The 12,336-nt window shown below is 59.9% G+C and carries 14 protein-coding genes; 1 reads left to right on the forward strand and 13 read right to left on the reverse strand.

The features are described from left to right. Positions 1–5 precede the first annotated feature (5 nt). Both cysD and BUE09_RS00400 read right to left on the reverse strand, forming a co-directional pair. Positions 6–923 (reverse strand): sulfate adenylyltransferase subunit CysD, encoded by a 918-nt coding sequence (cysD, locus tag BUE09_RS00395; RefSeq protein WP_073298757.1) that lies wholly within the window; start codon positions 921–923, stop codon positions 6–8. Between the two features lie 180 nt (positions 924–1,103). Continuing rightward, a complete protein-coding gene (locus BUE09_RS00400; protein ID WP_073298758.1) occupies positions 1,104–1,862 on the reverse strand; it encodes a Nif3-like dinuclear metal center hexameric protein in 759 nt (252 codons plus the stop codon). 213 nt (positions 1,863–2,075) lie between these two features. On the opposite strand from BUE09_RS00400, the gene algW reads away from it, so the two are divergent. After that, positions 2,076–3,233, forward strand: coding sequence for a Do family serine endopeptidase AlgW (algW, locus tag BUE09_RS00405; RefSeq protein WP_073298759.1), 1,158 nt, complete (start codon positions 2,076–2,078; stop codon positions 3,231–3,233). Positions 3,234–3,444: 211 nt separating this feature from the next. On the opposite strand, the gene hisC is transcribed toward algW, so the two are convergent. The 11 genes from hisC to BUE09_RS00460 form a co-directional block, all read right to left on the reverse strand. After that, entirely contained in the window at positions 3,445–4,500 is a 1,056-nt protein-coding gene (hisC, locus tag BUE09_RS00410) for a histidinol-phosphate transaminase (RefSeq protein WP_073298760.1), read from the reverse strand. Between the two features lie 195 nt (positions 4,501–4,695). Continuing rightward, positions 4,696–6,006, reverse strand: a complete 1,311-nt coding sequence (gene hisD, locus BUE09_RS00415) for a histidinol dehydrogenase (RefSeq protein ID WP_073298761.1) — start codon at positions 6,004–6,006, stop codon at positions 4,696–4,698. Positions 6,007–6,140: 134 nt separating this feature from the next. After that, positions 6,141–6,770, reverse strand: a complete 630-nt coding sequence (gene hisG, locus BUE09_RS00420; RefSeq protein ID WP_073298762.1) for an ATP phosphoribosyltransferase — start codon at positions 6,768–6,770, stop codon at positions 6,141–6,143. A gap of 108 nt (positions 6,771–6,878) precedes the next feature. Continuing rightward, entirely contained in the window at positions 6,879–8,144 is a 1,266-nt protein-coding gene (murA, locus tag BUE09_RS00425; RefSeq protein WP_073298763.1) for a UDP-N-acetylglucosamine 1-carboxyvinyltransferase, read from the reverse strand. Positions 8,145–8,246: 102 nt separating this feature from the next. Further along, positions 8,247–8,486, reverse strand: a complete 240-nt coding sequence (locus tag BUE09_RS00430) for a BolA family protein (protein WP_073298764.1) — start codon at positions 8,484–8,486, stop codon at positions 8,247–8,249. A gap of 99 nt (positions 8,487–8,585) precedes the next feature. After that, a complete protein-coding gene (locus tag BUE09_RS00435) occupies positions 8,586–9,068 on the reverse strand; it encodes a phosphate-starvation-inducible protein PsiE (protein ID WP_073298765.1) in 483 nt (160 codons plus the stop codon). After that, positions 9,068–9,394, reverse strand: coding sequence for an STAS domain-containing protein (locus BUE09_RS00440; protein WP_073298766.1), 327 nt, complete (start codon positions 9,392–9,394; stop codon positions 9,068–9,070). The genes BUE09_RS00435 and BUE09_RS00440 overlap by 1 nt, the downstream gene beginning before the upstream one ends. Continuing rightward, positions 9,387–10,037, reverse strand: coding sequence for an MlaC/ttg2D family ABC transporter substrate-binding protein (locus tag BUE09_RS00445; RefSeq protein WP_073298767.1), 651 nt, complete (start codon positions 10,035–10,037; stop codon positions 9,387–9,389). The genes BUE09_RS00440 and BUE09_RS00445 overlap by 8 nt, the downstream gene beginning before the upstream one ends. 11 nt (positions 10,038–10,048) lie before the next feature. Continuing rightward, on the reverse strand, positions 10,049–10,507 hold the full coding sequence (mlaD, locus tag BUE09_RS00450) for an outer membrane lipid asymmetry maintenance protein MlaD (RefSeq protein WP_073298768.1): 459 nt from the start codon (positions 10,505–10,507) through the stop codon (positions 10,049–10,051). Further along, positions 10,507–11,304, reverse strand: coding sequence for a lipid asymmetry maintenance ABC transporter permease subunit MlaE (gene mlaE, locus BUE09_RS00455; protein ID WP_073298769.1), 798 nt, complete (start codon positions 11,302–11,304; stop codon positions 10,507–10,509). Before mlaE ends, mlaD begins: the two co-directional genes overlap by 1 nt. After that, positions 11,297–12,112 (reverse strand): ATP-binding cassette domain-containing protein, encoded by an 816-nt coding sequence (locus BUE09_RS00460; protein ID WP_073298770.1) that lies wholly within the window; start codon positions 12,110–12,112, stop codon positions 11,297–11,299. Before BUE09_RS00460 ends, mlaE begins: the two co-directional genes overlap by 8 nt. Positions 12,113–12,336 lie beyond the last annotated feature (224 nt).

The raw sequence follows: 12,336 nt of genomic DNA on the forward strand, positions 1-12,336 counted from the left end.
AATCCTTAGAAGTAGCCCTGACGTTTCTTTTCTTCCATCGAACCTGCGCCATCATGGTCAATGACACGGCCCTGACGTTCGGAAGTTCGCGTCAGGAGCATTTCCTGGATGATCTCCGGCAGGCTTGACGCTGTGGATTCCACCGCGCCGGTCAGCGGGTAGCAGCCAAGCGTACGGAAGCGAACCATGCGCTTCTCGATGCGCGCCTTCTCCTCGTCAGTGAGGTGCTCGAGGATGCGCTCGTCGTCGATCATGATCAGGGTGCCGTTCTTCTCGATGACTTCGCGCTCGGCGGCGAAGTACAGCGGCACGATCGGGATCTGTTCCAAATAGATGTATTGCCAGATATCCAGCTCAGTCCAGTTCGACAGCGGGAAGACGCGGATGGATTCGCCCTTCTTCACGTTACCGTTGTAGACATTCCAGAGTTCCGGGCGCTGATTCTTTGGGTCCCAACGGTGCTTGTTGTCACGGAAGGAGTAGACACGCTCCTTTGCACGAGACTTCTCTTCGTCGCGGCGGGCGCCGCCGAAAGCGGCATCGAAGCCGTGCTTGTCGAGCGCCTGCTTGAGACCCTCGGTCTTCATGATGTCGGTGTGCTTGGCGCTGCCGTGAGTGAACGGGTTGATGTTCTGCGCCACGCCATCCGGGTTGATGTGCGTGATCAGGTCCAGATCCATCTCGTTGACCATCTGCTCGCGGAAGCGGTACATCTCCTGGAATTTCCAGCGCGTATCGACGTGCATCACCGGAAACGGCAGACGCCCCGGGTAGAAGGCCTTGCGCGCGAGATGCAACATCACGGCCGAATCCTTGCCGATGGAATAGAGCATCACCGGGTTGTCGAACTCGGCGGCCACCTCACGGATGATGTGGATGCTTTCCGCCTCCAGCTGTTTCAGATGCGTCAGTTTGTCGACCATGGCTACTCACGAATTTTTGCAGGTGGGACGGCCGGCACGGCCGGAACGAGGGCGCAACTCTAACACGACGTTAGATTCTAATCAGGACGCCGCTTAGATCTAAATGCTCTAGCTTTATGCCGGGCAAAACCTCCTCTCAGTTCCGCTTCACCCAGCGCCGCACCATGCGAAAACGCCTCGTTACGCGGGGTTCGGGCAATCGATGAACAGATGTTCGATGGCAAACCGCTTCGCCAGATATTCACCCAGCGCCTGCACGCCGTAACGCTCAGTGGCGTGATGGCCGGCGGCAAAAAAGCTCAGCTCATTTTCGCGCGCGATATGCGCGGTGGGCTCCGAAATCTCTCCCGTCAGATAGGCATCAACGCCTGCGGTTACCGCTTGATCGATATAGCCCTGTGCGCCACCGGTGCACCAGGCAACCCGCCTGATCAGGCCTGGGCCTTCGACCATCACCGGCTCACGCCCGAGCGCGATTTGAACGCGCTGCATAAACTCGGCAGGCGCGAGCGGCGTTTCAAGGGAACCGACAAGCCCGACCGAACGAGGGTTATCCGGCTCCAGCGAACCCTCGACAGTCAACCCAAGCAGGCGAGCCAGCTGCACGTTGTTGCCGACCTCCGGATGGACATCGAGCGGCAGATGGTAGGCGAGCAAGCTGATGTCGTTGCTGAGCAGCGTTTTAAGCCGGCGTTGCTTCATACCCACCAGACGTGGGTCTTCGTTCTTCCAGAAATAGCCATGGTGCACCAGCACCACATCGGCTTGCGCCTCGACCGCGGCATCAAGCAGTGCCTGGCTGGCGGTCACGCCACTGACGATGCGCCGCACCTGGGGGCGTCCTTCTACCTGCAGGCCGTTAGGACAATAGTCAGGAATCTTCGCGGCATTCAGGAAGCGGTCAGCTTCATCGACCAGGGTGGTGAGCGCCACAGCCATGCAAGCAGTCTCCTATGAGATCAGTGAGTCGAAAGCGGTTCATCGGCGAATAACAGACGGGACAAACAGCAGAAAGGTTGCGGATTAAGCATTCCAGAGGTCGCGTTGCAGTTTTGCCGCTGGCAAGGCTGCATTTCACGGCCAGCTTCGTATAATGCCGCCACCTTAAGAGGCGCTCTCGCCTTCCGCAACCTGTCCGGACTTCCCATCGCGATGATCAATGCCCTGCGTTTTTTTGGCTGGCCGTTGCTGGTAGGCCTGCTGGTGGCCCTGCTGATCATTCAGCGCTACCCACATCTGGTTGGGCTTGGCGCCGAGCCGGAATACAGCCTGCAGCAAGCACCGCTGATCGGCATACCGCAGCAAGGCCCCTACTCCTACGCCAATGCGGTGAGCAGCGCTGCACCGGCAGTGGCCAACCTCTACACCACCAAGGTGATCGATAGCGCCAGCCAGCCGCCGATGCTCAAGGACGATCCGCTGTTCCGGCGTTTCTACGGGGACAACCTGCCGCGCCAACGTCGCATGGAATCGAGCCTGGGGTCGGCAGTGATCATGAGCCCGGAGGGCTACCTGCTAACCAACAACCACGTCACGGCGAATGCCGAGCAGATCGTCGTGGCCCTGCGCGATGGTCGGGAGACCCTTGCCCGTGTGATCGGCAGTGATCCGGAAACCGATCTTGCGGTGCTCAAGATCGACCTGGAAAATCTGCCTGCGATCACCATTGGCCACTCGGATGGCATCCGTATCGGGGACGTGACGCTGGCAATCGGTAACCCGTTCGGCGTTGGGCAAACCGTGACGATGGGCATCATCAGCGCGACCGGCCGCAACCAGCTCGGTCTTAATACCTACGAGGATTTCATCCAGACGGACGCGGCGATCAACCGCGGCAACTCGGGTGGTGCACTGGTGGACACCGCCGGCCAACTGATTGGCATCAACACTGCGATCATTTCCGAGTCCGGCGGATCGCAAGGCATCGGCTTCGCCATCCCAGTGAAGCTCGCCATGGACGTGATGAAATCCATCATCGAGCACGGTCAGGTCATTCGCGGCTGGCTCGGCGTGGAGGTGCAATCGCTCACACCGGAGCTGGCGGAATCCTTCGGTCAGGCCGGCCGACCCGGGATCGTCGTTGCCGGCGTCTACCGGGATGGACCGGCTGAACGCGCCGGCCTGCTGCCGGGCGACCTTATCCTCAGCATCGATGGTGCGCAAGCCAGCGACGGTCGCAGTTCAATGAACCAGGTGGCCCGCGTGCGGCCTGGGGACAAGATTGATATCGATATTCTGCGTAACGGCAAGCCGCTGACGCTGACAGCCGAAGTGGGCATGCGGCCATTGGTCGAGAAAACGCCTCAATAGTCGGGTTGTCGAAGCTAGAGCGGGCTGCTGCTCCGCGCGCGCCGTGAGGCACAAACCGAGCGGAGATTCAGCTAAGCGGAGCGACCACCAGAGAAGCGAAATACGCTGCCCGGCCTGTGCCAAGCAAGGGTATTCGGGTACCCGCGATACGATCCGCGTGTGCTGCTATTACCAGCGACCAGAGACGGCCGCCGGCTCGTAGCGAACCCAATCAGACAATGCGTTTCAACGCATCGAGCAACGCCTGATTTTGCTCCGGTGCGCCGATACTGATCCGCAGAAACTGCTCGATTCGCCCCAGCTTGAAGTGCCGCACGATAACGCCGTGCTCGCGCAGCCCCGCCGCCAGCGCAGCTGCGTCGCGTTGTGGATGCCGCGCGAAGATGAAGTTTGCCGCCGAGGGCAGCACTTCAAAGCCTAACGCCTGCATCGCAACCGTCACGGCCTCTCGACTGGCGATCACCTGCTGGCAGGTGTGCTCGAAATAAGCGCGGTCCTCAAATGCAGCCGCAGCGCCAGCAATGGCGATACGGTCCAACGGATACGAGTTGAAGCTGTTCTTGATGCGTTCCAGCGCCTCGATCAGATCCGGATGCCCGACTGCCAGACCAACGCGCAGCCCTGCCAGAGAGCGCGATTTGGAGAGTGTCTGGGTGGCCAGCAGGTTCGGGTAGCGGTCCACTAGCGCGATTGCTGACTCACCGCCAAAGTCGATGTAGGCCTCGTCGACCACAACCACCGAATCGGGGTTTGCCTGCAGCAGCTGCTCAATCGCCTCAAGCGCCAGCAGGCAACCCGTCGGCGCGTTGGGATTGGGGAAAATGATGCCCCCGTTGGGCCGGACGTAATCGGCTACCTCGATCTGAAAACGGTCGTCCAGCGCGATGGTCTCGTAGTCAATGCCATACAGGCCGCAATAGACCGGGTAGAAGCTGTATGTCACATCGGGGAACAGCAGCGGCTTGCCATGCTGGAACAGCCCGTGGAAAACGTGGGCAAGCACCTCGTCGGAGCCATTACCGACGAAGACCTGCTCAGGGCGAACGTGATAGTAATCAGCAACAGCGCGCTTGAGGCGCTCGCCATTCGGATCGGGATACAACCGCAGGTTGTCATTCAGCTCGGCCTGCATCGCTGCAAGCGCCTTGGGTGACGGGCCGTAGGGGTTCTCATTGGTGTTGAGCTTGACCAGATTGGTCAGCTTTGGCTGCTCACCCGGCACATAGGGAACCAGCGCCTTGACGAAGGGGCTCCAGAATTTGCTCATCGGCCTTTTTCCTTGATTCGAATGATTTGATCGCTAGACGCTGGAGGCTGAACGAAAGAGCACGCGAGCAGGAACCAGCCTTGGCTGCGCCACCCAACCGTATAGCCAGCTTGCTGGCGAAGCTTCTGAAGGCGGTTCGCGAGCAAACTCACTCCTACACGTCCTGTCTTCAAGCCCGCAGCGCTTTGTTCGTCTCTACCGCTTTATCCGATATTCGGCACTGCGCGCGTGCGCGGTAAGCGACTCGCCGCGTGCAAGGACCGAAGCGACCTTGCCCAACTCAGATGCGCCTTCAGCCGAACAGTTGATGATCGACGAGCGCTTCTGGAAATCGTACACGCCCAAGGGTGACGAGAAGCGTGCGGTACCCGAGGTAGGCAGGACGTGATTCGGCCCAGCGCAATAGTCGCCCAACGCCTCGGCTGTGTAGCGCCCCATGAAAATCGCCCCCGCGTGGCGAATCTGCGGCAGCCACGCATCGGGATCAGCTACCGACAGCTCGAGGTGCTCCGGCGCAATGCGATTAGCGACATCGATCGCCTGCTGCATGTCGGCAACCTGAATCAATGCCCCGCGCCCCTGCAGCGAGGCGCGAGCGATCTCGCTACGCTCAAGGCTGGGCAGCAAACGGGAAATGCTTTCGGCAACACGATCAAGAAAGGCTACATCCGGGCTGACCAGGATCGACTGCGCATCCTCATCGTGCTCGGCCTGGGAAAACAGATCCATGGCGATCCAGTCGGGATCGGTCTGGCCGTCGCACACCACCAGAATCTCAGAGGGGCCCGCGATCATATCGATGCCGACCTTGCCGAATACGTGACGCTTGGCCGTCGCGACATAGATGTTGCCAGGCCCGACGATCTTGTCGACTGGCGGAACGCTTTCGGTGCCGTAGGCCAGCGCCGCGACGGCCTGAGCGCCACCGATGGTGAATACCCGGTCGACACCAGCGATGCACGCCGCCGCCAAGACCAGTTCGTTGATTTCACCGCGAGGCGTGGGCACCACCATCACGACTTCCGGCACCCCGGCAACCTTTGCCGGAATGGCGTTCATCAAGACAGAAGACGGATACGACGCCTTGCCACCCGGCACGTAAAGCCCCGCACGATCAAGCGGCGTCACCTTCTGCCCAAGCACGGTGCCGTCAGCTTCGGTGTAGGTCCAGGAGACCTGCTTTTGTTTTTCATGGTAGATGCGAACACGCTCAGCGGCCGCTTCCAACGCCTGACGCTGAGCCGGGCTGATCCGCGTCAGCGCCAGTTCAAGCCGCTCGCGCGGCAGAATCAAGTCAGCCATGGAGGCGACTTCAAGGCCGTCGAAGCGCTGGGTCAGCTCCACCAACGCGTCATCGCCACGCTCGCGTACCGCCCTGATGATCTCCAACACACGCTGATTGACGCCATCATCAGACACGCTTTCCCAGCTCAGCAGATGATCCAGGTGTCGCGCAAAATCCGGATCAGCAGCATTGAGTCGGCGGATGTCGATGGGAGCGGTCATAACGGGCCTCATGAAGGGATGAGTACAGCGATGGTCAGGCGCCCTAGACTAACAAGCCGACCGCGCGGGCACCTGAATATTTAGGTTATGACGCGGATAGACTTGGCCGGCCGTACAACGGCCGGCAGCGATGATCAATCGTGATGTGCAATGGCGCTCTGCAGCGCATCGATCAAGGCCTGAATGCGCGCATGCTGCATCTTCATCGACGCCTTGTTGACCACCAGGCGCGAGCTGATCATGGCGATCAGCTCCTGAGGTTCCAGGCCATTGGCGCGCAGGGTATTACCGGTGTCGACCACGTCGATAATCTTGTCTGCCAATCCCACCAGCGGCGCAAGCTCCATCGAGCCGTAAAGCTTGATGATGTCGACCTGTCGACCTTGCTCGGCGTAGTAACGCTTGGCGACGTTGACGAACTTGGTCGCAACCTGCAGACGCCCCTTGGGTTCTGTCGCACCGACCTTTCCGGCTGTCATCAGCTTGCAGTTGGCAATTCGCAGATCCAGCGGTTCATACAGCCCTTGGCCGCCGTATTCCATCAGCACGTCCTTGCCCGCGACGCCGAGATCCGCTGCGCCGTGCTCGACATAGGTCGGCACGTCCGTGGCCCGCACGATCAGCAGACGCACATCATCCTGCGTAGTCGGAATGATCAGCTTGCGGCTTTTTTCCGGGTTCTCGGTGGGAACGATACCGGCCGCCGCAAGCAACGGCAGGGTATCGTCGAGGATGCGACCTTTGGACAGGGCGATGGTGAGCATGAACGGTGTATTCCTTGAAGCCTGTTGATGGCGACCTTGACATCGACCCGGGCAGGTGAAGGTCTCGGCCCGGGCCGCCAGCAGCGAGCCGGCGGCTTATTCCGGCTGCTAGCCTGGTACGCGGCGAATCTTGGCGCCCAGCAATTGCAGCTTTTCCTCGATGCACTCGTAACCACGGTCGATGTGGTAAATGCGGTCGATCAAGGTATCGCCCTCTGCCACCAGGCCGGCGATAACCAGGCTCGCCGACGCGCGCAGATCGGTCGCCATGACCGGCGCACCTTTGAGCTTGGGTACACCGGTCACGATAGCGGTGTTGCCTTCGACAAGAATTTGCGAACCCATGCGATTCATTTCGTAGACGTGCATGAAGCGGTTCTCGAACACCGTCTCGATCACTGTCCCGGTGCCTTCAGCGACCGCATTCATGGCAATGAACTGCGCCTGCATGTCGGTCGGAAACGCAGGATAAGGCGCTGTGCGGATATTCACCGCTTTTGGCCGATTGCCCTTCATGTCCAGCTCGATCCAGTTGCTGCCGGTATCGATGTGGGCACCTGCCTCTTCGAGCTTGTGCAACACCGCTTCGAGCAAAGTTGCATCGGTGTCCTTGAGCTTTACACGGCCGCCGGTGGCAGCAGCGGCCACCAGATAGGTGCCCGTCTCGATGCGGTCGGGCATCACGCTGTACCGGCCGCCACCCAGACGCTTCACGCCGTCGATGGTGATGGTATCGGTGCCGGCGCCGGAGATCTGTGCACCCATGGCGTTTAGGAAGTTGGCCAGGTCGACCACCTCCGGCTCGCGCGCGGCGTTTTCCAGCACCGAACGGCCGTTGGCCAGTGCCGCGGCCATCATGATGTTCTCGGTACCGGTTACGCTGACGATGTCGAAGAAGAAATGTGCACCGCGCAAGCCACCGGCTGGCGCCTTGGCTTTGATGTAGCCGCCCTCGACATCGATCTGTGCGCCCATCGCCTCCAGACCGCGGATGTGCAGATCCACAGGACGCGAGCCAATGGCACAACCGCCAGGCAGGGCGACTTCGGCTTCACCGAACCGAGCCACCATTGGCCCAAGAACGAGGATCGAAGCACGCATGGTCTTGACCAGCTCGTACGGCGCGACCAGCGTCTGGATGCTGCTGGCATCGACTTCAACGCTGAGTTTCTCGTCGATAACCGGTTGCACGCCCATGCGACCGAACAGCTCGATCATGGTGGTGATGTCATGCAGGTGCGGCAGATTGCAAACGGTCACTGGCGTATCCGCCAGCAAGGTAGCGGCCAGAATAGGAAGAGCCGAGTTCTTCGCGCCGGAGATGCGAATCTCGCCATTGAGGCGCGCACCGCCGGTAATGATCAATTTATCCATGAATGTTCCCGTAACCCGCAGGCTCGAAGCGCTGGCGAAGAAGAGCCGTGCGCGATATCAGCAATCGCGCGCGGACGGAGAGATGCCTGTAATGACCGGCGATCAGCTGCGCGCAAGCCAGTCGGCACGACTGAAGAATTTCATCGTCACGGCGTGGATGCTGCCGTCGGCAATCCACGGATTCAGATGTGCATAAATCTGCTGTTGACGCTTGACCGGGCTCAGGCCTGCCAATTCGTCACTGATCACATTCAACTGGAAGTTGCAGCCCTCGCCTTCGACTTCCACCTGAGCGCCTGAAAGTTTTTCTTCCAGGAAATTCTTAACTTCTACGGCCTGCATGTTCAACCTCGATCGGCGCCGGACGCGCACGGCCGGCCATCATACAAAAAAGCCCGGAGACTGCGAACCCCGAAGCCACGCGGGCTGACGAAGCCCCACTCAGTCGAGTGTTTCTGCATCGGCGTCACGCCGCTGCGGATGTCGACTGGTTGGCGCCACCGCGGGGAAACGGGATGACGCGAAGCGCACCACCAGAATAGCCACCGCCAGCAGCAGGATCGCTCCGGAAATATAGACGACACCCATATCCGGACGATGGTGGTGCGACACGTCGGAGATCAGCAGCCGGGTCAATGCGGTGATCGCCACATAGATCAAGAACCGCACCGGCATGTGGTTGGTCTTGAAATAAATACCGACCATCGCACCGAGTTCTAGATAGATAAACAGCAGCAAGATGTCATCAACGCTGATGCTGCCCTTTTCCACCATGCCCAGAAATGCGACCAGCCCGGCCCAGGCGGTCACAGCTCCAATCGCGAACAGCGACAGGTAGTGAAAGGTCTCGACCAGAAGATTACCCAACGACTCAGCGGCCGAGTGCACCTTGGCCCGCGTCGATTCCGCCCAGCGCAGCAGCATCAGACAGCTCCCTCTGTTTCGCTCGCCAGCGACAATACATCCAGCAAGCCGGACACCCGCGCGAGCTCCCGCATGTCTTCGGGCAGACCGGTGACGACGAGCTCATCGCCCTGTTTCTGCGCATCGCGGGTGAAGGCCAGCAGCAATGACAAGCCGACACTGCTGGATCGCTCAACCTCGCTGCAATCAGCTGAGATACGCGTGCCCTTGGCCTGACGAATCAGCGCCTGGCCTTGCCGTCGCAGAGCCGGGCCGGACTGGTAGTCAAGCACGCCAGCCAGGCGAAGCTCACCGCCAGCGCTCCCCTCGATCCGTCCGTCACTCATCGCCGGCCGCCTGCTGGCCCGCCTCGGTGTCCTTGGCTCGAGCCACCACTTCGGCCCATCCATCGATGGTCTTGTCCAGGTCGCCGTTATTTTTCTGCATGGCGTCGGCAAACTGATCACGGAACAGCTTCCCGATGTTGATGCCGTTGATGATTACGTTGCGGACCATCCAATTCCCATCATGGTTGACCATGGTGTAGGAGACCGGGTAGATCTCGCCTTGGCGGCCGGTCACTTCCATGCCGACACTGGTGCGCTGGGGGTCCTGCTTGCCGCTCGCAGGCAGCACTTTGATCTGCTGATTGTTGTATTCCAGCAGCGCATTGCCATAGAACTGCATCAGACTGCGCTTGAAGTTTTCCTGGAAGCGCGTCATCTGCGCTGGCTTGGCATTGCGCGAGTACTTCACCGTCATGATGCTCCGCGAAATGCCTTCGGCATCCACCACCGGCCCTAGAATGCGATCGAGCGACTCGTAGAAGGCGCTCGGATCCTGCTGGTACTGTTCCTTGTTCGTCTTGAGATCGGCAAGCAGTTCGTCGGTGGTCTGCTGGATCACCTCATGGGCGCTAGGCGCCGCCTGAACCAGCAAGGGAAAAGACGCCAGCAAAACCAGCAAGCCGCGACGCAGGGCAGTCATCATGGGGTTACACCTCACTCTTTATTGACCGAATTGAGTAGAAACTTGCCGATCAGCTCTTCCAGTACTAAAGACGACTGGGTGTCGCGGATCGTGTCGCCTTCACCCAAGGTTTCCTCTTCACCACCGACACTGATGCCGACGTATTTCTCGCCGAGCAATCCAGCCGTCAGGATCGAAGCCGTGGAGTCGGTCGGCAGGATGTCGACGTCTTTCTGGACTTCCAGCGTGACACGTCCCGTATAGCTTTCGCGATCCAGATCGATCGCCGTTACCTTGCCGATGGTCACGCCTGCCATGGTGACCTTGGATCGGACACTCAAACCGGCAATATTGTCGAAATAGGCATATAGCTTGTAGGTGTCGGTACTGTCGACGTTCAGGCCGCTGACCCGCAGCGACAGCAACAGCAAGGCCAGAACGCCCGCCAGCAGGAACAGACCAACACCTATTTCCAGGGTGCGGATTCGCATCAAAAATCTCCAAACATCAAGGCGGTCAGAATAAAGTCGAGGCCGAGCACAGCCAGCGAGGCATAGACAACGGTTCGGGTGGTGGCGCGACTGATACCTTCGGACGTCGGCTCGCAGTCATAGCCTTGAAATACCGCGATCCAGGTCACCACGACGGCAAACACCACACTTTTGACGACGCCGTTGAGCACGTCAGTGGCAAAGACAACACTGTTCTGCATGTTGGCCCAGAACGAGCCTTCATATACGCCAAGCCAGTCCACGGCAACCATTGCACCTCCCCAGATGCCGACGACATTGAAAATGACTGTCAGCAATGGCAGAGAGATAAAGCCGGCCCATAGCCGCGGTGCGACGATGTACTTCAACGGATCGACGCCGATCATCTCCAGACTGGAAAGCTGCTCGGTGGACTTCATATTGCCGATTTCGGCTGCCAACGCAGATCCCGCGCGACCGGCGAACAACAGTGCCGTGACCACCGGCCCCAGTTCGCGCAACAGCGTAAGCGCTACCATCTGCCCAACGGCCTGTTCAGAGCCATAGCTGCTGAGAATGCTATAGCCCTGCAGGGCCAGCACCATGCCGATGAACACGCCAGAGACCACAACAATCGCAAGCGAGAGCACACCAACCGAATAAAGCTGCCGCACCAACAGCGAAAATCGATTATCCAGACCGCTGGGACCGAACAAGGCGTGAAAAAGAAACAGCGTCGCGCGCCCCAGCGCTGCGACCACGTTCAGTCCAGCCTCACCAACCAGACGGATCCGTTCGATCAAGGAACGCTTACGCATCGGAGCCTCGCAACAGATCATCGGCGTACGCCGGCGCCGGGAAGTGGAAAGGCACCGGACCGTCCGCGGCCCCCTTCATGAACTGCCGAATCCGCGGATTGGTCGACTCGTGAAGCTCTGCTGGGGTCCCCTGCCCCAGTACCTGGGCGTCTCCGACCACATAGATGTAGTCGGCGATGCTCGCCGTTTCGGCCAGATCGTGGGAGACGACGATGCTGGTGATCCCCAGCGCGTCGGTAAGCAATCGAATCAGCTGCACCAGAACGCCCATGGCAATCGGATCCTGCCCAGCGAAAGGTTCGTCGTACATCAGAATCTGTGGATCCAGCGCAATTGCACGCGCTAACGCCACGCGCCGCTTCATCCCGCCCGACAGTTCTTCTGGCATCAGCTCGACAGCACCACGCAGGCCAACCGCTTGTAGCTTCATCAGTACGATGTCGCGGATCATCTCTTCGGGCAGCTTGGTGTGGACACGCAGCGGGAAGGCGACGTTCTCGAACACATCCAGGTCCGTAAACAACGCGCCGCTCTGGAACAGCACCCCCATCTGCTTGCGCATGTCGAACAATTCGCGACGCGACAGCGTCGGCAAATTGGTCCCGGCCACCCAGACTTCACCCTGGGTCGGCTTGAGTTGGGCGGCAATCAGGCGCAGCAAGGTAGTCTTGCCGCAGCCGGAAGGGCCCATGATGGCCGTCACCTTGCCGCGGGGAATGACAATGTCGACGTTGTTGAAAATGCTCCGCTCACCGCGCTTGAAGGTGACACCCTTCAGCTCGACGGCGTTAGCGTTGGCGGCGCTCATTGGCTCTCCTCGGATACAGCGTGCGAATCAGACGCCCTCCGTGCTTTCGGAGATACTTCGCAGCTGTTTTTGGCGGCGCGAACTATAGCACTGCACCATGGCCGTCCCAAGCCGGTCTCTGTATCGATGCATGAGCGAGCGCACGTTTTGTTCGGCCTGGGTTCGGCTCAGGCGCAGCGATCAGTGCGACGCTTTTCAGTGGGCAGCGCCCGGTTTACCGCTAT

Source organism: Stutzerimonas xanthomarina DSM 18231 (assembly GCF_900129835.1).
In the GTDB taxonomy this organism is placed as follows: domain Bacteria; phylum Pseudomonadota; class Gammaproteobacteria; order Pseudomonadales; family Pseudomonadaceae; genus Stutzerimonas; species Stutzerimonas xanthomarina.

Bases quoted from the DNA above. Each gene is read 5' to 3' on its own strand.
- cysD (WP_073298757.1), bottom strand. From the start codon at position 923: ATGGTCGACAAACTGACGCATCTGAAACAGCTGGAGGCGGAAAGCATC.
- BUE09_RS00400 (WP_073298758.1), bottom strand. From the start codon at position 1,862: ATGGCTGTGGCGCTCACCACCCTGGTCGATGAAGCTGACCGCTTCCTG.
- algW (WP_073298759.1), top strand. From the start codon at position 2,076: ATGATCAATGCCCTGCGTTTTTTTGGCTGGCCGTTGCTGGTAGGCCTG.
- hisC (WP_073298760.1), bottom strand. From the start codon at position 4,500: ATGAGCAAATTCTGGAGCCCCTTCGTCAAGGCGCTGGTTCCCTATGTG.
- hisD (WP_073298761.1), bottom strand. From the start codon at position 6,006: ATGACCGCTCCCATCGACATCCGCCGACTCAATGCTGCTGATCCGGAT.
- hisG (WP_073298762.1), bottom strand. From the start codon at position 6,770: ATGCTCACCATCGCCCTGTCCAAAGGTCGCATCCTCGACGATACCCTG.
- murA (WP_073298763.1), bottom strand. From the start codon at position 8,144: ATGGATAAATTGATCATTACCGGCGGTGCGCGCCTCAATGGCGAGATT.
- BUE09_RS00430 (WP_073298764.1), bottom strand. From the start codon at position 8,486: ATGCAGGCCGTAGAAGTTAAGAATTTCCTGGAAGAAAAACTTTCAGGC.
- BUE09_RS00435 (WP_073298765.1), bottom strand. From the start codon at position 9,068: ATGCTGCTGCGCTGGGCGGAATCGACGCGGGCCAAGGTGCACTCGGCC.
- BUE09_RS00440 (WP_073298766.1), bottom strand. From the start codon at position 9,394: ATGAGTGACGGACGGATCGAGGGGAGCGCTGGCGGTGAGCTTCGCCTG.
- BUE09_RS00445 (WP_073298767.1), bottom strand. From the start codon at position 10,037: ATGATGACTGCCCTGCGTCGCGGCTTGCTGGTTTTGCTGGCGTCTTTT.
- mlaD (WP_073298768.1), bottom strand. From the start codon at position 10,507: ATGCGAATCCGCACCCTGGAAATAGGTGTTGGTCTGTTCCTGCTGGCG.
- mlaE (WP_073298769.1), bottom strand. From the start codon at position 11,304: ATGCGTAAGCGTTCCTTGATCGAACGGATCCGTCTGGTTGGTGAGGCT.
- BUE09_RS00460 (WP_073298770.1), bottom strand. From the start codon at position 12,112: ATGAGCGCCGCCAACGCTAACGCCGTCGAGCTGAAGGGTGTCACCTTC.